The following is a 21,090-nucleotide window of genomic DNA, read 5'->3' as shown; positions in this document are numbered from 1 at the left end:
ACCCTAGCGGGCCGCCGGCACGAGGCCGACCCGGTCGTACGCGTCGGCCAGGGTCCGCGAGGCGACGGCGCGTGCCTTGCCGGCACCGTCGGCGAGCACCCGGTCGAGGTGGGCCTTGTCAGCCATGAGAGCGAGCGTCCGGTCGCGGAACGGCGTCACGAACTCCACCATCACCTCGGCGAGGTCGCCCTTGAAGGCGCCGTAGCCGGAGCCGGCGTACTTCTGCTCGAGCGTCTCGAAGGACTCCCCCGTCAGCGCGGAGTAGATGGTGAGCAGGTTGGAGACGCCCGGCTTCTCCTCCGGGTCGTAGCGGACCTCGGAGCCCGAGTCGGTGACCGCGGATCGGATCTTCTTGGCGGTGACCTTGGGGTCGTCGAGCAGGCTGACCAGGCCGTTCGGCGACGAGGCCGACTTCGACATCTTGCTGGTCGGGTCCTGCAGGTCGTAGATCTTCGCGGTCTCCTTGAGGATGTACGGCTCCGGGAGGCGGAAGGTCTTCTTGTAGCGGCTGTTGAAGCGGCCCGCCAGGTCGCGGGCGAGCTCGAGGTGCTGGCGCTGGTCCTCGCCCACCGGGACGTACTGCGGGCGGTAGAGCAGGATGTCGGCGGCCATCAGCATCGGGTACGCGAAGAGGCCGACCGACGCCGCGCCCTCGCCACCCTTGGCGGACTTGTCCTTGAACTGGGTCATCCGGCGGGCCTCACCGAAGCCGGTGATGGTCTGCATGATCCAGCCGAGCTCAGCGTGCTCGGGCAGGTGCGACTGCACGAAGATCGCGCTGCGCTCGGGGTCGACGCCCGCGGCGAGCAGCTGCGCGACGGCGACGTAGGTGCGCTCGCGCAGCACCTTCGGGTCCTGCTCGACGGTGAGGGCGTGCAGATCGGCGATGAAGAAGAACGGCTCGAACTCGTCCTGGAGCGCCACCCACTGCCGTACCGCTCCGAGATAGTTACCCAGGGTGTACGAGTCGGCGGTCGGCTGGATCCCGGAGAGGACCCGCGGCCGCGCGGCGGGGGCTGCCCCCGAGGTGGCGCTGTCGGACATGGGGTCCATTCTGACCTAGGACCCGGCCCGGCTCACACTCGGTTCACGTGGGTCAGGCCACAGACAGGCGCTGCGCGAGGGTCAGGCGCCGGCGCGTGCCCGTCCGGCGCTGCGGTGCAGCTGCATGCTGACCGTCAGGATCACGACGCCAACGATCGCCATGCCGGCACCGGCGAGGGCCGGAGCCCGGTACGAGAAGCCGGCGTCGATCACGACCGCGCCAACCCACGCACCCATCGCGTTGGCGACGTTGAGGGCGGCGTGCATCATCGCGGCACCGAGGGTGACGGCGTCCTCCGAGACGTCCATCAGCCGGACCTGCATCGCGGTCGCCACGATCGAGCCGACCAGGGCGACCAGGAAGACCACCGGCCACAACAGCACGCCGCGCGGGGCGGAGACGTAGAAGACCAGCATCATCGCGACGCTCGCGATGCTGAAGTAGTAGAGCGCGCGGACCACCGACCAGCGCATCAGCTCGCCGGCCAGCCAGGTGCCGGCCACCATGCCGAGGCCGTACCCGAGGACATAGAACGGGGTCCACCCCGACGCGAGGTGCGCGACGGTGGTGACGGTCTTGGCGATGTAGGTGTAGGTCGCGAAGAGGCCGCCGAAGCCGAGCGCGGCGGCGACCATGGTCAGCCAGACCTGGGTGTTGGTGAAGAAGGACTTCGCCTCCTTCTTCGCGGTGGCGCCCTCGGTCGCCGGGATGCGCGGCACGAAGCGGGCGATCATCGCCACCGTGATCGCGGCGAGCACCGCGGAGACGGCGAACGGCGCGCGCCAGCCCGCGTGCTGCCCCAGCCAGGTGCTGGCCGGGACGCCGATGACGTTGGCGATCGACAGCCCGAGCATCACTCGGGCGACAGCGCGCCCGCGATGCTTCGGGTCGGCGAGCGAGGCCGCCACCAGCGAGGCGACGCCGAAGTAGGCGCCGTGCGGCAGGCCGTCGAGGAAACGCGCCCAGAAGAGCTGCCCGAACGAGGCGGCCACGGCGCTGAAGAGGTTGAAGACGCCGTACGTGGCCATCAGCGCGATCAGCAGGCCCTTGCGGGGCAGGCCGGCGCCGAAGAGGCTCAGGATCGGCACGCCGACCACGACGCCCACGGCGTACGCCGAGATCAGCTGGCCGGCGTGCGGGACCGAGACGTGCACACCGTGCGCGACCTCCGGGAGGATCCCCATCGTCTGGAACTCGGTCGTCCCGATGGCGAAGCCGCCGATGGCCAGCGCGAGCGCGGCCATCCCCATGCCGCTGCCCTTGGCCTGTGCCTCGGTCGCCTCGGACGTGGTGACAGGGGCGGTCATCGGCTCGCTCTCGCTCGGCTGGGTGGGGTGCTCCCGGGTAAAGGGGATGGACCCAGTGTCCAACTGTCCGCGCCGATGGCCTATTCCGTGGGGCCGGGGCGGCCCCGGCCCCACCGGAGGGAGGGGGCGACCACGCCCCCACGCCGGTCCCGCCCGGCATGACCGTGGCTCAGCCGGCGAGGTGGGACCAGTCGTCCGCGAGCTCCTGCCACGGCCCGACAGCGGCGACCTGGCCGTCGACGAGGACCACGACCCGGTCGGCCTGAGCGAGCGCCGCCCGCTTGGACGTGGCGCCGATGACGGTGGTCTGCCGCTCGCGCAGCGCCTGCCACAGCTCGATCTCGGTGGCGGCGTCGAGGGCGCTGGAGACGTCGTCGGCGAGCAGCAGCTCGGTGTCTGCGGCGAGCGCGCGGGCCAGCGCGAGGCGCTGGACCTGACCGCCGGAGAGCCGTACGCCGCGGTGGCCGACCACCGCGTCGGGGCCGCCGGCCTCCTCGACGTCCTGGCCGAGGCGGGCGTCGGCGATCGGGCGCTCCACCTCGCGGTCGAAGCCGAGTGCGACGTTGTCGCGGAACGTGCCGGACAGGACCCGCGGGACCTGGGCGATGTGCGCGACCTGGGCTGGGCGCAGGAAGGTCTCGGGATCGGTGACGTCGCCGTCGTTCCAGGCGATCGTGCCGTGGTGGCTGAGCAGGCCGGCGAGCGCCGCGAGCAGGCTGGACTTGCCCGAGCCGACCTGGCCGAGGAGCAGGACGAGCTCCCCGCGCTCGACGCTCAGGTCGACGCCGCTGACCCCGAGGGTGCCGTCGTCGTGCACGACGGTCAGCCCGTCGAGCTCCAGGCGCTGCAGCGGCTCCCGGACGGGCGGCGTCGGGTCGGGGGCGGCACCGCTCAGCAGGTCGACGCCGTGCGGCAGCCGCATCAGGTCGGCCCCGCCGGCGAAGCGGCTGGTGGCGCGCTGCCAGGCCGCGACGCCGGGCGCCTCGGTGACCACCGCGCCGGCGACCCGGCCGAACCAGTCGAAGCCGTTGACGGCGTTGGCGACCAGCAGCGCGGTGGCCAGGCCCCAGACGTCGCCGAGGAAGCAGGCCCACGCGGCCACCACGCCGGCCTGGACCAGCACGATCGGGATGCCGTCGAGCAGGGTCTGGATGCGGTGCTCGAAGACCGCCGCCTCGACGCGACCGGCGTCGACCTCCTGCAGGTGAGCGTGCACCTCCGGCGTACGGCCGGCGAGCTTGACCGTACGTGCCGACTCGACCGCCGAGACCACTGCCCGACCGAAGCGGGCGCGCGCGGCCGAGGAGCGTGACGCGGAGCGGCCGGCGATGGGCCGACCGATCGAGGAGGCGAGCGCGCTGGTGGCCATCACCGCGAGCAGGATGCCGCCGGCCAGCCAGCTGCCACCGACGAGGGTGGTGATCACGGCGATCAGCAGACCGTTGACGAAGTCGACCCAGCGGTCGCTGTAGCGCGCCAGCCGGTCGGCGTCCATGGAGCGGGCGACCACCTCCCCGGGCGGCGTGCGCGGCAGGCGCTGGGGGCGGATCTGGCCGGCCAGCACCGCCATCCGGACCCGCAGCAGGACCTCGACCCACCAGCGCGGATAGCGCCGGAGGGCGTCGGCGAAGATGAGCGGGGCGACGAGCAGCATGGCCACCAGGAGGGCGGTGTACCCGGTCGGGGTCCCGCCGTCGCCGAGGGACTGCACGATCCGGCCCCACGCGAAGCCGGTCAGCGCTCCCAGGGGCGCCAGGATGGTGCTGCCGAGGAACTCCAGGACCGAGAAGAGGCCCCACCAGGGCGTGACGATCATGGCTCGCCAGGTGCCGCGCGCCAGGGAGAGCCCGGAGCCGACGGCGGGACGCTTGGGCGGGTCACCGATCCGGCGCAGGCCGCCCACGGCCGTCGCGCCGGCTCGTACGGCCTCGGCCGACTCCTGAGGCGCTGCCACCGACGCGCCGTCGGCCACCGGGGCGTACGTCTCGGTGTCGCTGGCATCCAGCAGCCGGCGGAACGGCCCGTCGACCGCGGCGAGCTGGTCGCGCATGCCCTGCTGGATGATCTGCCCGTGGTCGAGGACGGCGACCATGTCGGCACGCTCGATGGTGGAGAGGCGGTGCGCGACCAGGACGCCCGTACGGCGCGCGAGCAGCCGGTCGGCGGCCGCCACGACGCGCGACTCGGTGAGCGGGTCCATCCGCGCGGTGGCCTCGTCGAGCACCACCACCTGCACGTCGCGGACCAGCAGCCGGGCGAAGGCGACCAGCTGCTCCTCCCCCGCCGACAGGCTGGTGCCACCGGGGCCGAGGAGGGTGTCCAGCCCGTCGGGCAGGCCCGCGGCCCACTCGGTGAGGCCGAGCTCGGCGACCGCGGCCTCGATCTCGGCGCGTGGGGTCGGGGCGAAGAGCGTGATGTTCTCGGCCAGCGTGCCGGCCAGGAGCTCGGTGCGCTGGGTGACCACGCCGACGGTGGCGCGGAGCGCGTGCAGGTCGAGGGTGGTCACGTCGACGCCACCGAGGAGGACGGTGCCGGCAGGCGGCTCGACCGCCCGCGAGAGCAGGGAGGCCAGCGTCGACTTGCCGGAGCCCGTGCGGCCGACGAGCGCGATGGTGTGCCCGGCGGCCACCCGCAGGTCGATCCCACGCAGCCCGAAGGTGCCCTCGGCGTAGGAGAAGTCGAGGCCGCGGATCTCCAGGTCGAGGGTGCCCTCGGGGACCGGCGCCCCGCCCCGGGGCTCCTCGGGCACGGCCATCATCTGGCGCAGCCGGATGACGGCGCCCACACCGGCCTGGATGTCGGGCAGCTGATGGGCGAGGGTGTTGATCTGGCCGACGAACGCGGTGGTGACCAGGAAGAGGGTGACCAGCCGGCCCACCTCGAGGTGCCCGCCGCCGACCAGCACCACGCCGCTGATGGCGATCACGATGAGCAGCGCGTTGAGCAGCAGACCCGTCCGGGTCGCGAGCTTCGCCTCCACCGTGATGACGTCACGGAAGCGGGCGTGGACGATCGCGGACAGCTGCGCCAGCCGGCGGACGGCGAACGGCTGGCCCAGGCTGGTACGGAGGTCGTCGCGCCCGGCGATGCCCTCTTCGAGGACGGCGGCGTGGTCGGTCCAGGCGGCCTCCTCGATCACCTTGCGGCGCGAGATCTCGAGCATCAGCGGCCGGATGACGACCAGGACGGTCGCCGCGACGACCGGGAAGAGCAGCCATGCCGGCCACCAGCTCAGGCCCGCCACGACCCACATCGGCAGGACGCCGAAGGCCGTGCGCATCGCCATCCAGGCCTGCATCCGCAGCAGGGTGCCGACCTCGTGGGTGTCGTCGTCGACGCGATCGAGGATCTCGCCGACGGCCTGCTCGGTCAGCTCCGCGAGCGGCTGGTGCAGCGCGGCGTCGAGCAGGTCACCGCGCAGGGTGCCCTCGGCGCGGTCGACGACACCCGCCCAGGCGATCCGGCCGGCGGTGTCGAGGGTCGCACCGCCGACGACGCAGATGGCGAGCAGGGCGACCAGATGGCCGGACGGCCCCTCCGCCAGCCGGCCCGCGACCACGGTCCCGAGTGCCTGCCCCAGAGCGGCGATCGCGAGGGCGACCAGGGCGGCTCCGGTGACGGGATGACGCATCCGCCGCCAGTCGATGCGACGGGCAGGGTCGTCGTGCGGGCGGTCCGGGGCGGTGGTCGTCGGGGCCGAGAGGGTCTGGGTCATGGCAAAGAACGACCTTAGGCGCTGACACCGACAGGGCGCGCCTCGATATTTACCGGCAGATCTGCCGGGATTGACGATCTACCGGCGTACGGGGAGGGTTGCGCCATGACGACCGAAGAGCAGCGCGTCCTCGGCGTGCCCCTCCATGAGCTGGTCGCCCTGCTCGACCTCGAGCAGCTCGGCGCCGACGAGTTCCGCGGACAGCACACCACGATGTCGGCACAGATCAACCACGTCTTCGGTGGCCTGGTCGCGGCGCAGGCGCTGGTCGCCGCCGGGCGCACGGTGCCCGCCGACCGGCTGCCGCACTCGCTGCACGCGTACTTCCTGCGCCCGGGCGATCACCGGCTGCCCCTCGAGCTGCACGTGACCCGGACCCGCGACGGCGGCTCGCTGAGCCATCGGCGGATCTCGGTGGAGCAGCAGGGCAGCGTGATCGCGGAGCTCTCCGGGTCGTTCGCGCTGCCGAGCGACGGCCCGGAGCACCACCCCGACCCGGTCGCCGCGACCACCGCGCAGGCGCTCAGCGCCGACCACGAGCTGCTCGCCGCGATCCCCGGCATGCACCCCGCGGCCTCAGCGGTCGACGCCTTCGAGCTGCGCACGGTCGGGCTCGCCGAGCGCCTCGCCCGCCAGGACCCGCCCGCGGAGGTGGGCGATCCGCGTACGCACCGGCTGTGGTTCCGCACCCCTGTCGACGCGGCGCCGCTGGGCGACGACCCGCTGCTCCACGCCGCGCTGCTGCTCTATGCCACCGACCTAAGGATCCTCCAGCCCGTGCTGCGCCCGCACGGCATCGTGCAGATGGCGACCACGGACCCCGTCGTCCTCCCGGCGACGATCGACCACACGGTCTGGTTCCACGCGCCCGTACGGGTCGACCAGTGGCTGTTGCTGGACGCCGAGTCGCCGTGGGCGGCGCACGGCCGTGGACTCGTCCGCGCCGAGATCTTCACCTCGGGGGGCGAGCTCGCGGCCTCCGTCGCCCAGGAGGCGATGGTGCGCTACCGCCGCTGAGCGCCCGCGGGCGATGACGGCGCCGGGACGTCATGCGCTCCGAGCGCCTCGGCGGCGCGGAGCACGTGACGTCCCGGACGCGTCACTCGCGGACGAGCTCGCGGACGGCCTTGCGGTTGATCTTCCCGACGCTCGTCAGCGGCACCGCGTCGATGATGCGCACCTCGCGCGGATACTTGTAGCGGGCCATCCGCTCCTTGGCGTACTCGATCAGCTCCGCGGAGGTGACCGTGTGCCCGGGGTGGAGCTGGACGACCGCGACGACCTCCTCGCCGCTCTCCTCGTCGGGCTTGCCGACGCAGGCGGCCGAGGCGACGGCCTCGTGCTCGATGAGCACGTCCTCCACGTCGCGCGGGTAGACGTTGAAGCCGCCGCGGATGATGAGGTCCTTGACCCGGTCGACGACGTAGAGGTAGCCGTCCTGGTCGAGTCGTCCGACATCACCGGTGTGCAGCCACCCGTCGCGGATCGTCTCGGCGGTCAGGTCCGGCTCGTGCCAGTAGCCGAGCATGATGCCCAGACCGCGCACGCAGATCTCGCCCTCCTCGTCCGCGCCCAGGATCTCGCCGGTCGGCGACTTGATCGACACCTCCATGTGCGGCGCGGGCCGCCCGACGCTGCCGGGCCGGATGTCGTCCACGGAGGACGCGGTGACGATCGCACTGGTCTCGGTGCAGCCGTACCCCTCGACGATCTTCACGCCGAACGCGGCCTCCACCTTCTCCCGCAGGTGCGGGAGGAGCGGTGCGCCGCCCGATCCGAAGGAGACCAGCGACGACAGGTCGAAGTCGGCGTACGGCTGGTCGAGCAGCATCCCCATCATCGAGGGCACCACCGGGCTCGCCTCGAGCCGGTGGTCCTGGACCAGCTGGAGCCAGCCGGCCGGGTCGAACCAGCGCTGCATCACCGAGACGTGCTGCTTCTCCGAGTGCATCCCGGAGACCAGCACGTTGAGCCCGAAGGCGTGCGAGAGCGGCAGCGGCAGCAGGGATCGGGTCGTCCCGGAGGACTCGGTCACCTTGTTCATCCCCGCGCCGGCCTCCCACAGGTTGCGGTGCGAGAGCATCACGCCCTTGGCCCGGCCGGTCGTACCTCCGGTGTAGAGCAGCGCCGCCAGGTCGTCGTCCTCGCGGGACACGATCTCGCCGGGCTGCGCGGCCTCCAGCACGGAGAACGGGACGGTGCCGTCCGCGCCGTCCCCGTCGACGACGATCGCGGTGATCCCGAGTCCCTCAGCGGAGCCCTGGAACAGCGGCAGCAGCTCGGGCGTGAGGATCGCGGCCTTGGCGCCGGAGTCCTCGAGGATGTGGCGCAGCTCGGGCGGTGTCTGCAGGAAGATCACCGGCGTGACGACCGCACCGGCCCGCCAGATCGCCTGGTAGGAGACGAACACCTCCGGGGTGTTCATCGTCAGCACGATCACCCGGTCGCCCGGCTCGACGCCCTGGGCGCGCAGGCCCTCGGCGACGCGTGCCGCGCGATCGTGGATCGAGCCCGAGGTGTGCCACCGCCCCTCGAAGAAGAGCGATTCGTAGTCGCCGAGCCGCTCGAAGCTCTGCTCGGCGAGGACAGCGAGGTTGTGCGTACCGGTCATCGTGCGCCCTCCATGGCGATCCGTGCGACTTCGTCGAAGGCTGCCACGTCGTCGCCGAGAAGGAAACGGTCGACCTTGGCGCGGCGCCAGTAGAGATGTGCGTCGTGCTCCCACGTGAAGCCGATGCCTCCGTGGACCTGGATGAGGGTCTCCGCGGCGCGCTCCAGCGTGGTCGCGGCGGCGGCCTTGGCGGCGGCCGCGGCCAGGGGCAGCTCGGCGGGGGCGTTGTCCGCCGCCCAGGCCGCCCACCACACCAGCGAGCGGAGCTGCTCGACCTCGACGTAGACGTCGACGAGCATGTGCTTCACGGCCTGGTAGGAGCCGATCGCGCGACCGAAGGCGTGCCGCTCCTTGGCGTACTCGACGCCGATCTCGAGGGCCCGCGAGGCCGCCCCGAGACCCTCGGCGGCGAGGATGACGCGCCCGACGCGCTCGGCGCGCGCCCAGCGGTCGGGGCCGCCCGGCACCGGGGATGCGTCAGGGGCGACCGCCACGTCCGCCAGGCCGCGGGTCGGGTCGATCGGCTCGCGCTCGGTGACGGTGCCGGCTCCGCAGACGATGTCGCCGTCGCGCAGCGCCACGAAGGTGTCGGCGCCGATCGCGTCGAGGACCGGGGAGCCGGCGTCGACGACGGCGAGCGCGAGGCCGCCGCCCGCAAGCGCCTCCAGCTGCGTCGGCGACTCGGCGAACAGCTCCGCCGCTCGGGCGTACGTCACCAGCGATGGGCCGGCGAGGACGCGGCCGGCCTGCTCGGCGACGACCGCGAGGTCGAGGAGCGTGCCCCCTCCGCCGCCGGCGGACTCGGCGATGGTGATGGTCGCGAAGCCGCTCTTGACCAGCTCGTCGCGACCCGGCGGCACCGCGCCGCGGGCGCCGGAGTCGAGCGCCTCCCGGGCGTTGGCCGGGGCAGCGGCATCCGCGAGGAAGTCACGAGCCGCCGCGGCGAGGTCGCGCTGCTCGTCGTCGAGGTCGAAGTTCATCCGAGGCCCTCCTTGAAGGTGACGTTCTTGTCCGCGCGCGGCTCGGCCGGCAGGCCCAGGACCCGCTCGCCGATGATGTTGCGCAGCACCTCGTTGGTGCCGCCCGCGATCGCCATGCCGGGCAGCACGGCCTGGAGGTTCTGCCACAGCGCGGTGCCGTCGGCGGCGCTGGCGTAGGCGGCGTCCGCGCCCTGGACGCGGACCGCGAGGTCGGCGAGCGCGCGGGCCGTACGGGTGCCGGTGAGCTTGCCGGCCGAGGCCTCGGGACCGGGGAACTCGCCCTTGCTGATCTTGGAGAGCTGGCGGTAGCCGGTGTAGCGACCGCCGAGCGAGGCGACGTACGAGCGTCCGAGCTCCTGGCGGACCAGGGCCTGCCGCTCGGCGGGCAGGTCGCCGATCCTCGAGCCGATGTGGCGGGCGGCGGCCTCGAAGCCGGGGCCGATCTCGGTGCCGCTGCCGCCGAGCGAGAACCGCTCGCTCATCAGGGTCGTGAGCGCGACCCGCCAGCCGTCACCGACCTCGCCGAGCCGCTCGGTGTCGGGGATGACGACGTCGTCGAAGAAGACCTCGTTGAAGTCCGCTCCCCCGCTCATCTGCTTGAGCGGACGGACCGTGACGCCCGGGTCCTTCATGTCCACCACGAACATCGTCAGGCCGCGGTGCTTGGCCACGTCGGGGTCGGTGCGGGTGAGCAGGATGCCGTAGTCGGACAGGTGGGCCAGCGTGGTCCAGACCTTCTGCCCGGTGATGTGCCAGTTGCCGTCGCCGTCCTGGACCGCCTTGGTCCGCAGCGCGGCCAGGTCGGAGCCCGAGGCGGGCTCGGAGAAGAGCTGGCACCAGACGTCGTCGGCGCGCAGGAGGCGCTGGAGGTAGCGCGACTTCTGCTCGTCGCTGCCATGCACGATGACGGTCGGGCCACACATGCCGATGCCGATCAGGTTGATCAGCCCGGGGATGCCGAGCCTGGCCATCTCCTGGTCGATGATCGCCTGCTGCATCGGCGTGCCGCCGCGGCCGCCGGCCTCGAGCGGCCAGGTGACGCCGACGTACCCCGCGTCGTACAGGAGCGCCTGGCGCCTCCGCGAGACCTCATTGTCGAACGCCCGTGCGCCGGAGCTGGCGCCCAGCTCCTCACGATGCTCGGTGAGGAAGGCGCGCACCTCGGCGCGCCACGCGGCCTCGTCGGGGGTGTCGTCGAAGTCCATGGGCTTCCCTTCGTACAGCGCTGTGACCTGGTGCACATCAGCCTGTGCGCAAACTTATCGGCAGTCAAGCATGGAAATTTCCGATCAACCCGTGACCCACCACCTCGACCTCCGCTGCAGCAGAGAGCACATTGCGCGATGCATGCGATCGCGCAGGGCGGTGGAGCGCTCCACCGTCCTGGAGTCGTCACCGACCCCCGCCCGCGCCCTCCTCCTCGCCGACCAGGGGTCGCACCGTGACCCCCGTGAAGAAGACCGGCGACACCTGGCTGGGCTCGGAGTTCAACGGCGTCTGATCGACGAGCCCGGGAGAGTGCTGCGGGAGAGCTAGCGCGGCAGCCCCGCCAGGAGCTGATCGCGCGCCGGCGGCCACGCCCTGCGTACGGTCCGCTCACTCGCCACCGCCCGCAGCATCCGCAGCCCGCGGATCGTGGCGATCGCGGTGGTCATCGCGCTCTGGAACTCCGAGCGCGCGGCGAGGGCGGGGGCGACCCGCACGGCCGCGTCGCGCAGCGTGTCGATGACGGTGGCGTCGAACTGCACCAGCTGGAGGTGCAGGTCCTCGTCGGTGCGAGCGGCGACGAAGAGCTCGAGCTGCGCCTGCGAGACCGGGCCGCTGAAGATCTCCCACAGTCGGTTGAGGAGCACCTCATACTGCCCGACCGGGTCGTCGGCGATGTTGAGCGGCTTGCTGACCAGCTCATCGACGAGCTTCTCCGTCAGGTGCGCGAGCGCCTGTACGACCAGGTCCGCCTTGGTGGCGAAGTAGTGCGCCTGCGCGCCACGGGTGACCCCGGCGCGCTCGCAGACGATGGTGGTGGTCAGCCCGGCGTAGCCGTGGTCGACGAGCACGTCGATGGTGGCGTCGAGCAGCGCGCCACGTGTGGTGGCGCGCCGCTCGGCCTGCGTGCGGCGGACCCGCGGCGCGGCGGCAGGCGTGGTGTCTTCGCCCTCGGCTGCCGTAGCGCTGCTGGTCACGCGCCCAACCTAGGTGAACGAGCGCGGATATGGCGAGATTGCTCGTGATTGTCCGAGCGAGCCGCGCGCGAGGCGCGCAGCGCCTGCACGGTCAGCGAACGCGCAGTCTCCGCAGCACGACCAGCTGCTTGTTCGCCATCGCGATGAACTTCTCCACCGGGGTGCCGGGCGGCGGGCCGACGGGTCCGACCTTGGAGGACACGATCGTCTGGGCGTTGGTGAAGCGGGTGATCCCGTCGGAGCCGTGGCGCTTGCCCAGGCCGCTCTCCCCCATGCCGCCCATCCCGGCCTCGATGGACCCGGCTGCCAAGGAGGCGCCGTCGTTGATGTTGACCGAGCCCGCGCGGATCCGTGGCGCCATCGCCTCGGCGGCAGCGATGTCCTTGCTGAAGATGCTCGCCGAGAGGCCCTGCTTGCCGCGGTTGGCCTGCGCGATCGCGTCCTCGTCGTCGGTGGCGCGGTAGATCGAGATGACCGGCCCGAAGGTCTCGCCGAGGCAGAGCTCCATGTCGTCGGTGACGCCCTCGAGGATGGTCGGCGCGAAGACGTACGGCCCCACCTCGGGCCGCGGGCCGCCGCCCGCGAGCACGGTGGCTCCCTTCGCGACCGCGTCGGCGACCTGACGCGACACCTTCTCCAGCTGGGCGGCCGAGGCCAGCGAGCCGACCTGCGAGGAGAAGTCGAACGTCTGCCCCACCGTCTGCGCGGCCGTGACCGCGCGCAGGCGTACGACGAACTCGTCGTAGACGTCGGTGTGCACGATGATCCGCTCGAGGTGGATGCACATCTGTCCGGTGTTGGCGAAGGACGCGTCGACGACACCACGAGCGGCGACGTCGAGATCGGCGTCGGCGCGGATGATCGAGGGGTTCTTGCCGCCGAGCTCGAGCGAGGCGCCGATGAGGCGTCTGGCGGCGCGCTGGGCGACGATCCGCCCGGTCGCCGTCGAGCCGGTGAAGCAGATGTAGTCGACGTGGTCGATCAGCGCCTCGCCGAGCGACGGTCCGTCACCGGCGACGACGCCCCAGACGTGCTCCGGCATGCCGGCCTCGGCCATCAGCGCGCGCGCCCACAGCATCGACAGCGGCGCCTGCGGGTCGGCCTTGCCGACGGCTGCGTTGCCCGCGAGCACCGCCGGGATGAGGTCGCCGACACCCATGTAGAGCGGGTAGTTCCACGGCGAGATGAAGCCGGCGACGCCCTTGGGCACGCGCACCTCCTTGGCGGAGGTCACCACCGGGACGGCGCCACGGACCTTCTTCGGCTTGAGGTACGCCTCACCGTGACGGGCGTAGTGCCGGGCCAGGTTGGCGACCTGCAGCACCTCCTGCCAGGCGTGGAAGCGGGCCTTGCCCATCTCCCACTGGATGAGGTCCATGATCTCGTCCTGGCGCTCGACGAGCAGGTCGTGGAAGCGCAGGATCACCTCGGCCCGCGCGCTGTACGGGAGCGCCGACCAGGCCGCCTGGGCGTGCCGGGCCGCGTCGACCGCAGCGGCGACGTCCTCGACGGTGCTGTCCGGCACCGCGATCGTGGGCAGGGCGTCGTACGGCGCCAGCGCGGTACGCGAGGCCGTGCCGGCGCCGGCGGAGGTGCAGACCCAGCGCAGCCAGGAGGCGACGCGGGCGTCGGTCACCCACGCGGGCCGCAGGGTGCTCGCCTGCGCGGCGTCGGTGGACTCGGTCGGGAGCGTGGCGGTCATCGGCGGTGCCTCTCAGATCCGGACGAGGGTGATCGGCTGGCCGTCCTTGGGGAAAGGCAGCGAGTGGTTGTCCATCGGCGGTTGGTAGCCGGGCGCGACGGTCCAGCGGTAGGTGCGCAGCAGCCGGTGCATGATCGACTTGACCTCGATGCCGGCGAAGTAGAGCCCGATGCACTTGTGCACGCCGCCGCCGAAGGGCTCCCAGGCGAGGCGGTGCGACTTGTCCTCACGTCGCGCCTCGGAGAAGCGCTCGGGGTCGAAGACCATCGGGTTGGTCCAGTAGTCCTCGAGGATGTGGGAGAGCTTCACCCCGACGAAGACGTCGGTCTCGGCGGGGATCCGGACGCCCTGCACGACGGTGTCCTTGACGGTCTTGCGGGCGATCGCGGGCACCGGCGGGTTGAGGCGCAACGCCTCCTTCATCACCAGGTCCAGCGCGGCGAGGCCCTCGACCTCCTCCATCGTCGGGTGGTCGCCGAGCGCCATCGACTCGGCGCGGCAGCGGTCCTGCCACTCCGGGTGCTGGCCGAGGAGCTGCAGCATGGTGGAGGTGGTGATGGTCGAGGTGTCGTGCGCGGCCATCATCAGGAAGATCATGTGGTCGATGACGGCCTGGTCGTCGAACCGCTCGCCGTCCTCGTCCTCGACGTGGCACAGCACGGAGAAGAAGTCGTCGGTCGCGGTCGCGCGCTTGGCCGGAAGGTAGTGGTTGAGGAACTCCTCGAGCACCTTCCGCCCCTTGTACGCCTTGCCCCAGCGGGTGCCGGGCACGTCGCCGCGGACGATGCCGGCAGCGGCCTGCACGCAGGCGATGAACGCCTTGTTCACCTTGTCCATCTCGGCCTGGCTGGTGTCGGCCGCTCCGCCCATGAAGATGTCCGCGGCGATGTCGAGGGTGAGCTGCTTGAGCTTCCAGTACGACTTGATGTCGCCGCCGTCGCCCCACGCCTCGAGGCCCTTGGCGATCGCCGGCTGCATCGCCCGGGTGTAGGCGTCGAGCCGCGGGCGGGTGAACGCCTCCTGCATGATCCTGCGGTGTCCCTTGTGCTCGTCGAAGTCGATGAGCATCAGGCCGCGGTGGAAGAACGGGCCGACGATCTTCTCCCAGCCGTTGGCGAAGGCACGGTCCTTGTTGGCGAAGACCTCCGCGATGGCGTCCGGGCCGAGCACCATCACGCGCATCTCGTTGAGCGCGTTGAACGGCGAGACCGGGCCGTACGTCTCCCACTGGTGGCGCATCAGCGCGTCGGGGTCCTTGGCGTAGTCGAACGCGCGGCCGAGGAACGGCAGCCCCTTGTCCGTGGGCAGCAGCGTCGGGAGATCCCGTACGTCCTCGGCGGGCGTCGCCCTGCGCCGGCCGGAGGGGCGATCCTCGGGGCGGCTCTCGGTCGGCTGGACGGCTTCCATCGTCATCGGCGGCACCTTCGTCATCAGGGTCATCACGCGCGGGATCGGCAGGCGATGTGACCTGCGTCATCCTCAGGGTGATTCAGGAAGGGCGTCCTGTCAACCTTGTCTTTCCGGCGGATCCGGGCGAGGGTAGGGCCATGGCGGTGCAGTCGGGGATCTATCGCGGAGTGAGCGCCGAGGAGCGCGCGGCCGAGCGTCGGGGGCGCGTGCTGGAGGCGACCCTCGCGGTCTGGGCCGACCCGCAGCTGCGCACCACGATGACCGCGATCTGCGCCGAAGCCGGCCTCTCCGAGCGCTACTTCTACGAGAGCTTCGCCGGGCTCGACGAGGCCCTGAGGGCGGTCCTGGACGCCGTGGCGACCGAGATCGAGGCCGTCACGATGGCCGCCGTCGAGGCGGCCGGTGACGATCCGACGACACGGGTCCATGCGTCCGTACGGGCCTTCGTGCAGCTGCTCGTCGACGACCCGCGCAAGGGCCGGGTCGCGATCATCGAGGCCGCCGCCATCCCGGCACTGCGCCAGCGGCGCACCGAGCTGCTGCGCTACCTCGCCCACCGCTCGGCTGAGGAGGCCCGTACGCATCTGGGCCTGGTCACCCGCGGTGGGCGCGAGGACGAGATCGCGGGCCTGCTCTTCATCGGCGGGATGGCGGAGCTGATCACCGCCTGGCTCGACGGGGCGCTCGAGGCGAGCCCCGAGGAGATCGTCGCGGCGGCCGCACACGGCTTCCTCGGGGTCTACGGGTAGCGATCCGACAGGAGCGCTTGACCTTGACGCTGCGTCAGGGTTGGACGCTGCGTGTCATGAATCCGAATCCCACCCTGGCGCCCGCCATCGAGGTCACCGGACTGACCAAGTCCTTCGGCGACCACGCGGTGCTCACCGGCGTCGAGCTGAGCGTCCCGTCGGGCAGCGTCTACGCCCTCCTCGGCTCCAACGGGGCCGGCAAGACCACCGTCGTCAAGATCCTCTCCACCCTCCTCAGGTCCGACGGCGGCACCGCAGTCGTGCAGGGGTATGACGTGGCGACCCGGCCCGGCGAGGTCCGCGAGTCGATCAGCCTGACCGGGCAGTTCGCGGCCGTCGACGAGGTGCTCACCGGACGCGAGAACCTGCTCCTCGTCGCCCGCCTGCGACACCTGCCACGCGCAGGCGAGATCGCCGACGGCCTGCTCGCGCGCTTCGACCTGGTCGAGGCCGGCGACCGCAAGGTCGCGACCTACTCCGGCGGCATGCGGCGCCGCCTCGACATCGCGATGAGCCTGATCGGCGACCCGCCGGTGCTCTTCCTCGACGAGCCCACCACCGGGCTGGACCCGCAGTCGCGGATCGAGGTCTGGAAGACCGTCGAGGACCTGACCGGCCAGGGCACGACCGTGCTCCTGACCACGCAGTACCTCGACGAGGCCGAGCAGCTCGCCGACCGGATCGCGATCCTGCACGAGGGCCGGATCATCGCCGAGGGCACCCTGGCCGAACTCAAGGCCCTGATGCCGCCGGCGAAGGTCGAGTACGTCGAGAAGCAGCCCACCCTCGAGGAGATCTTCCTCGCCATCATCGGCCGCACCACCGCCCCGAACGGAGCCCAGCAGTGAACACCAGCCTCCAGGACGTCTCCGTGCTCACCAGGCGCTCGCTGACCCACATCCTGCGCAGCCCCGACACCATCATCACCACCGCGATCACGCCGGTCGCGATGCTGCTGCTCTTCGTCTACGTCCTCGGCGGCGCCATCGACGTCGGCAGCACGCAGTACGTCGACTACCTGCTGCCCGGGATCCTGCTCATCACGGTCGCCTCGGGGATCTCGTACACCGGCTATCGACTCTTCCTGGACACGAGGGGCGGCATCGTCGAGCGGTTCCAGTCGATGCCGATCTCCCGCGCCGCGGTGCTGTGGGCGCACGTGCTGACCTCCATGGTCGCCAACCTGATCTCACTGGCGGTCGTCGTCGGGGTCGGGCTCATCATGGGCTTCCGCACCGGCGCCGATGTGCTCTCCTGGCTCGCGGTCATCGGCATCATCGGGCTCTTCACGCTCGCGCTGACCTGGCTGGCTGTCATCCCCGGCCTGACCGCGACCACGGTCGACGGGGTGAGCGGCTTCTCATACCCGCTGATCTTCCTGCCCTTCATCAGCTCCGCGTTCGTCCCGACCGCCGGCATGCCGGGGCCGGTGCGCTGGTTCGCCGAGCACCAGCCGGTCACCGCGATCGTCGACACCGTCCGCAACCTGTTCGCCACCACCCCGGTCGGGCACGACGGCTGGATCGCGGTGGCCTGGTGCGTCGGCATCCTGGTCGTCGCCTACGCGTGGGCGATGCGGATCTACAGCGCCAAGCTCGGCTGAGACGAGAGGATGGGCGGATGCTGACCATCAGCCAGCTGGCGTCGTACGCCGGGGTGACCGTGCGCGCGGTGCGGCACTATCACGCCACCGGGCTCCTCCCCGAGCCCGAGCGTGATCACTCGGGCTACCGGCGCTACGACGCCGCGGCGGTCGTCGAGCTGATCCGGATCCGTACGCTCGCCGAGGCCGGGGTGCCGCTCTCGCGGGTGCAGGAGCTCCTGGGCGCCGGCCCGGAGGAGTTCGCGGCGGCCGTCGAGGAGATCGACCGGCGGCTGCGGGCGGAGATCCGCGAGGCGCAGCAGCACCGTGCCCGGATCGCCCAGCTCGCCGCCGGCGAGAGCCTGGCGCTGCCGCCGGAGGCGGTCGCCTACCTCGACGGGCTGCGCGCGCTCGGCGTGCCGGAGATGATCGTCGAGGCCGAGCGGGACGCGTGGATCCTGGTCGCGGCCCAGCTGCCCGAGGAGATGCCGTTCTTCATGCAGATGAAGCAGGCCCAGCTCGAGGACGACGGCGTGCGCGAGCTCTACCTCGCGATCTCGGACGTGACCACGTGGGATCCCGACGACCCGCGGGTCGAGGACTTCGTGGACCAGCTGGCCAAGCAGTTCAAGACGGTGCCCGACGTGCAGTGGGACGCCGACCCGCTCACCGACGACCTCGCCGCGCTGCTGGACGGCGTCTTCCTCGACTCCGTCCCGGCCGCCCGCCGGATCCTGCACCTGCTCGAGGACCGCGGCTGGACCGGCTGGACGAAGATCCGCCCGCTCTGACCCTGGACACCGCCCGCCCTGGTGGCGTGGACTCGGGGCATGCGGATCCTCGTCCTCGGTGGCACGGCGTGGCTCGGCGGCGCCGTGGCCCGCGCGGCGCTCGACGCAGGTCATGACGTCACGTGCCTGGCGCGGGGCGTCTCCGTCCCTGAGGGAGCGGAGCTCGTCCGCGCCGATCGCGACCACCTCGATGCCTACGACGCGGTCGCGGATCGCGCGTGGGACGGCGTCGTCGACGTCGCCCGCCAGCCCCGCCACGTCCGCGGCGCCGTGCGAGCCCTCGCCGACTCCACCCGCCACTGGGTCTTCGTCTCGACCGGCAACGTCTATGCCGATCACGCAACGATCGGCGCGGACGAGTCGGCCGCCCTCCTGGACCCGCTCGCCGGCGACATGGACACCATGGAGGAGTACGGCGCGGCCAAGGTCTCCTGCGAGGCCGCGGTGCTCAAGGCGTGCGGTGACCGCGCCGTCATCGCGCGCGCCGGGCTGATCGGCGGCCCGGGCGACGAGAGCGGCCGCTCGACGTACTGGCCCTGGCGCTTCGCCCACCCCTCCTCGGCGGCCGGCGCCGTCCTGGTCCCCGACTCCGCGGTCGCGAGCGGCCTCATCGACGTCCGCGACCTCGCGCGCTGGCTCGTCGAGGCGGCCTGCGGCGAGCGCGAGCCCGGCGTGTACGACGCGATCGCGAACCGCTGCACCCTCGCCGAGCACCTCGCCATCGCGCGCGCCGTCGCCGGTCACACCGGCACGGTGGTGGCCGCGCCCGACGCCTGGCTCGCCGAGCACGGCGTCGAGGAATGGGCAGGTCCGCGCTCACTGCCGCTGTGGCTGCACGACCCGGAGTGGCTCGGCTTCGGTGGCCGCAGCGGCGCCAAGATCGCCGCGTCCGGTCTGAGTCCACGCCCGCTGGCCGAGACACTCGCCGACGCGCTCGCGTGGCAGGCCTCGCGCGGTGACCAGGGCCCGCACGGTGCGGGCCTCACCGACGAGGAGGAGCGGGCGCTCCTCGCCGACCTCAGCGCCCCCGGTGGCGTACCGTCGCCGTGAGTGGCGCGACGCGCCGGTCCGGCCGTCGTCCTCACCTTGCGGAAGGGAACCGAGATGACAACCGACGTGAAGCTGCGCATCGCCGCGTGGGACGAGTCGACGGTCCGCGAGCTCGACGCGGGGCAACGGATCACGCGGGCCACGGTGACGCTCGGCGAGTCGGGCGACCCGCTCACCGGCACGTTCACCAGCGACCTGCACTACCGCGCCGACGGCACCAGCACCTTCGTCACGTTGCTGCACCTGACGGGCACGATCGCGGACCGCACCGGTGAGCTCGTGCTCACCGGCCACGGCACCTACGACGGCACGACCGCGGCCGTACGGTTCGAGGTGGTGACGGGCTCCGGCACCGGCGAGCTCGCCGGCGTCGGCGGCACGGCGATCAGCACCACTACCCACGCCGACTATCCGCTGATGCCGCTGCGTCTCGATCTCACGCCGTCGTCAGCCGCGGAGCCAGCCCGAAGGCCGTGAAGACCGCCTGATCGAGGAAGACCGAGTTGCGGGTGATCCCGTCGCGACCGACGTCCAGGATCTGCAGGGTGTGGAGCCGGTAGCCGTCTCCGTCGCGGACGTAGGCGGCGAACCCCGGCTGCCCGTTGGCCGCGACCGGGACGGTGCGCCAGTCGTCGCCGTTGACCGTGAAGACCCACTCCATGAACGCCGTGTAGCCCGCGCGACCGGTGAACCAGTTGGTCATCGGCGGCATCTCCAACAGCACATCCTCGGCGAGCAGCTGCTTCAGCCCCTCGACGTTGGCGGAGACGAACGCCGTCACGTACCGCTCGACCAGCTCCCGCTGCTCCGCCTCCGGGGAGGCGCCGCCCTCGTCGTCGGCGCGGACTCCGCTCGCGCTCATCGTCGCGCGCGCCCGGCGCAGGGCGCTGTTCACCGAGATCACCGTGGCGTCGATGAGCTCCGCCGTCTCGGCGGCGGAGAAGTCCAGCACGTCGCGCAGGATGAGCACCGCGCGCTGGCGGGCCGAGAGGTGCTGCAGGGCGGCGACGAACGCCAGGCGCAGGGTGCTGCGGTCGATCACCGTCCGCGCCGGGTCGTCGGAGTCGAGCAGCGCGTCCGGGAGGGGCTGGAGCCAGGTCACCTCGCTCGGCACGAACGGCGCCAGCGGCTCGGACGGCGCGACGACGCCCGACGGCATCGGCCGCCGGGCGTCGCCCGCACGGGCGGTGAGGCAGGCGTTGGTCGCGATCCGGTACATCCAGGTGCGCACCGAGGCCCGCGAGGCGTCGTACGCATCCCGCGCGCGCCAGGCGCGCAGGTAGGTCTCCTGGACGACGTCCTCGGCGTCGTGGATCGAGCCGAGCATCCGGTAGCAGTGCGCCGTCAGCTCGCGACGGTACGGCTCGATGAGCTCGTCGAACGCAACACTCACGGCGTCTCTCTTCAGGCCTTGGCCGGGACCTGCGCGGGGCTGTTGTGGTACCCGGCCACGCCCCAGCGACCGTCGCGACGCTCGAAGACCCAGGTCGCGTTGATGAGCCGATCCTCCGGCACGGCGCTCTCCCCGGCAAGGAGGACGCCGGAGCGGCAGACCGCGATGGCGGCGTCCTCGCCGAGGAAGCGCAGGCTGAGTGGCTCGTCGACGGTGGAGCTGCCGCGCAGCGGCCCGGCGAAGGCCGCCGCCATCGAGTCGCGGATGACCTGACGGCTCCCTCGCAGCGATCCTGGGAGGACCGCGGTGGCGTCCTCGTTGTAGTCGCGGACGAAGGCGTCGGCGTCGCCGGCGCGCCAGGCGGCGTACATCTCATCGAGCATCGCGAAGATCGCGGCCTCGTCGGTGGTGCGGGCGGTGAAGGCGGTGATGGTCCCGGTCATGGTGGTCTCCTCGGTACGGGAGGCTCGGGCGAGCCTGCACGAGTACGTACCGGCGCCGCACGCGGAACTCACCGGCCCGCCGCGATCAATGTGTCGCGATCGCGCACAGCGAGGCCGCGCGCAACGAGG

General features: G+C 72.0%; 18 protein-coding genes. 7 read left to right on the top strand and 11 right to left on the bottom strand.

All coding sequences use genetic code 11. From position 1 onward, the window contains the following. Nucleotides 1-3: 3 nt before the first annotated feature. The 3 genes from trpS to KSO98_RS11535 all read right to left on the bottom strand — a co-directional run bounded on the left by trpS (nucleotide 4) and on the right by KSO98_RS11535 (nucleotide 6,067). Complete coding sequence (trpS, locus tag KSO98_RS11545; protein WP_225285740.1) at nucleotides 4-1,044, bottom strand: tryptophan--tRNA ligase; 1,041 nt, start codon at nucleotides 1,042-1,044, stop codon at nucleotides 4-6. A gap of 81 nt (nucleotides 1,045-1,125) precedes the next feature. Then, nucleotides 1,126-2,352, bottom strand: a complete 1,227-nt coding sequence (locus tag KSO98_RS11540) for an MFS transporter (protein WP_225285739.1) — start codon at nucleotides 2,350-2,352, stop codon at nucleotides 1,126-1,128. Between the two features lie 169 nt (nucleotides 2,353-2,521). Then, nucleotides 2,522-6,067 (bottom strand): ATP-binding cassette domain-containing protein, encoded by a 3,546-nt coding sequence (locus KSO98_RS11535; RefSeq protein WP_225285738.1) that lies wholly within the window; start codon nucleotides 6,065-6,067, stop codon nucleotides 2,522-2,524. Between the two features lie 105 nt (nucleotides 6,068-6,172). On the opposite strand from KSO98_RS11535, the gene KSO98_RS11530 reads away from it, so the two are divergent. After that, complete coding sequence (locus KSO98_RS11530) at nucleotides 6,173-7,084, top strand: acyl-CoA thioesterase (RefSeq protein WP_225285737.1); 912 nt, start codon at nucleotides 6,173-6,175, stop codon at nucleotides 7,082-7,084. A gap of 82 nt (nucleotides 7,085-7,166) precedes the next feature. On the opposite strand, the gene KSO98_RS11525 is transcribed toward KSO98_RS11530, so the two are convergent. The 6 genes from KSO98_RS11525 to KSO98_RS11500 all read right to left on the bottom strand — a co-directional run bounded on the left by KSO98_RS11525 (nucleotide 7,167) and on the right by KSO98_RS11500 (nucleotide 14,956). Further along, entirely contained in the window at nucleotides 7,167-8,678 is a 1,512-nt protein-coding gene (locus tag KSO98_RS11525; protein ID WP_225285736.1) for a class I adenylate-forming enzyme family protein, read from the bottom strand. Next, entirely contained in the window at nucleotides 8,675-9,658 is a 984-nt protein-coding gene (locus KSO98_RS11520; RefSeq protein ID WP_225285735.1) for an acyl-CoA dehydrogenase family protein, read from the bottom strand. The genes KSO98_RS11525 and KSO98_RS11520 overlap by 4 nt, the downstream gene beginning before the upstream one ends. Then, complete coding sequence (locus tag KSO98_RS11515; protein ID WP_225285734.1) at nucleotides 9,655-10,863, bottom strand: acyl-CoA dehydrogenase family protein; 1,209 nt, start codon at nucleotides 10,861-10,863, stop codon at nucleotides 9,655-9,657. The genes KSO98_RS11520 and KSO98_RS11515 overlap by 4 nt, the downstream gene beginning before the upstream one ends. Nucleotides 10,864-11,190: 327 nt before the next feature. Further along, complete coding sequence (locus tag KSO98_RS11510) at nucleotides 11,191-11,841, bottom strand: TetR/AcrR family transcriptional regulator (protein WP_225285733.1); 651 nt, start codon at nucleotides 11,839-11,841, stop codon at nucleotides 11,191-11,193. Between the two features lie 91 nt (nucleotides 11,842-11,932). Beyond that, nucleotides 11,933-13,543, bottom strand: coding sequence for a succinic semialdehyde dehydrogenase (locus KSO98_RS11505; protein WP_225285732.1), 1,611 nt, complete (start codon nucleotides 13,541-13,543; stop codon nucleotides 11,933-11,935). Between the two features lie 12 nt (nucleotides 13,544-13,555). Further along, the gene (locus tag KSO98_RS11500; RefSeq protein ID WP_225285731.1) at nucleotides 13,556-14,956 is read right to left on the bottom strand and encodes a cytochrome P450; all 1,401 of its coding nucleotides are present in this window, start codon (nucleotides 14,954-14,956) and stop codon (nucleotides 13,556-13,558) included. Nucleotides 14,957-15,090: 134 nt separating this feature from the next. Here KSO98_RS11500 and KSO98_RS11495 point away from each other — a divergent pair, with 134 nt between their 5' ends. The 6 genes from KSO98_RS11495 to KSO98_RS11470 are packed head-to-tail and all read left to right on the top strand — an operon-like array spanning nucleotide 15,091 to nucleotide 19,602. Beyond that, nucleotides 15,091-15,702, top strand: a complete 612-nt coding sequence (locus tag KSO98_RS11495) for a TetR/AcrR family transcriptional regulator (protein WP_225285730.1) — start codon at nucleotides 15,091-15,093, stop codon at nucleotides 15,700-15,702. A gap of 56 nt (nucleotides 15,703-15,758) precedes the next feature. Continuing rightward, nucleotides 15,759-16,550, top strand: a complete 792-nt coding sequence (locus KSO98_RS11490) for an ABC transporter ATP-binding protein (protein WP_225285729.1) — start codon at nucleotides 15,759-15,761, stop codon at nucleotides 16,548-16,550. Beyond that, complete coding sequence (locus KSO98_RS11485) at nucleotides 16,547-17,305, top strand: ABC transporter permease (RefSeq protein ID WP_225285728.1); 759 nt, start codon at nucleotides 16,547-16,549, stop codon at nucleotides 17,303-17,305. The genes KSO98_RS11490 and KSO98_RS11485 overlap by 4 nt, the downstream gene beginning before the upstream one ends. Before the next feature lie 17 nt (nucleotides 17,306-17,322). Then, nucleotides 17,323-18,075 (top strand): MerR family transcriptional regulator, encoded by a 753-nt coding sequence (locus KSO98_RS11480; RefSeq protein WP_225285727.1) that lies wholly within the window; start codon nucleotides 17,323-17,325, stop codon nucleotides 18,073-18,075. A gap of 39 nt (nucleotides 18,076-18,114) precedes the next feature. Further along, on the top strand, nucleotides 18,115-19,125 hold the full coding sequence (locus KSO98_RS11475; protein ID WP_225285726.1) for an NAD-dependent epimerase/dehydratase family protein: 1,011 nt from the start codon (nucleotides 18,115-18,117) through the stop codon (nucleotides 19,123-19,125). A 54-nt stretch (nucleotides 19,126-19,179) separates the two neighbouring features. Then, nucleotides 19,180-19,602: a DUF3224 domain-containing protein gene (locus KSO98_RS11470; protein ID WP_225285725.1), complete on the top strand. Its 423-nt coding sequence runs from the start codon at nucleotides 19,180-19,182 to the stop codon at nucleotides 19,600-19,602. Here KSO98_RS11470 and KSO98_RS11465 read toward each other — a convergent pair. After that, nucleotides 19,562-20,518 carry a sigma-70 family RNA polymerase sigma factor gene (locus KSO98_RS11465; protein ID WP_225285724.1) on the bottom strand — a complete coding sequence of 319 codons (957 nt, stop codon included), beginning with the start codon at nucleotides 20,516-20,518 and terminating at the stop codon, nucleotides 19,562-19,564. The genes KSO98_RS11470 and KSO98_RS11465 overlap by 41 nt on opposite strands. 11 nt (nucleotides 20,519-20,529) lie before the next feature. Beyond that, the gene (locus tag KSO98_RS11460) at nucleotides 20,530-20,961 is read right to left on the bottom strand and encodes an SgcJ/EcaC family oxidoreductase (RefSeq protein WP_225285723.1); all 432 of its coding nucleotides are present in this window, start codon (nucleotides 20,959-20,961) and stop codon (nucleotides 20,530-20,532) included. Nucleotides 20,962-21,090: the final 129 nt, after the last annotated feature.

This window comes from Nocardioides nematodiphilus (assembly GCF_020216525.1).
In the GTDB taxonomy this organism is placed as follows: Bacteria; Actinomycetota; Actinomycetes; order Propionibacteriales; family Nocardioidaceae; genus Nocardioides; species Nocardioides nematodiphilus.
Note: the sequence above shows the minus strand (reverse complement) of the source record. Positions and strands in the feature narration are given on the sequence as shown.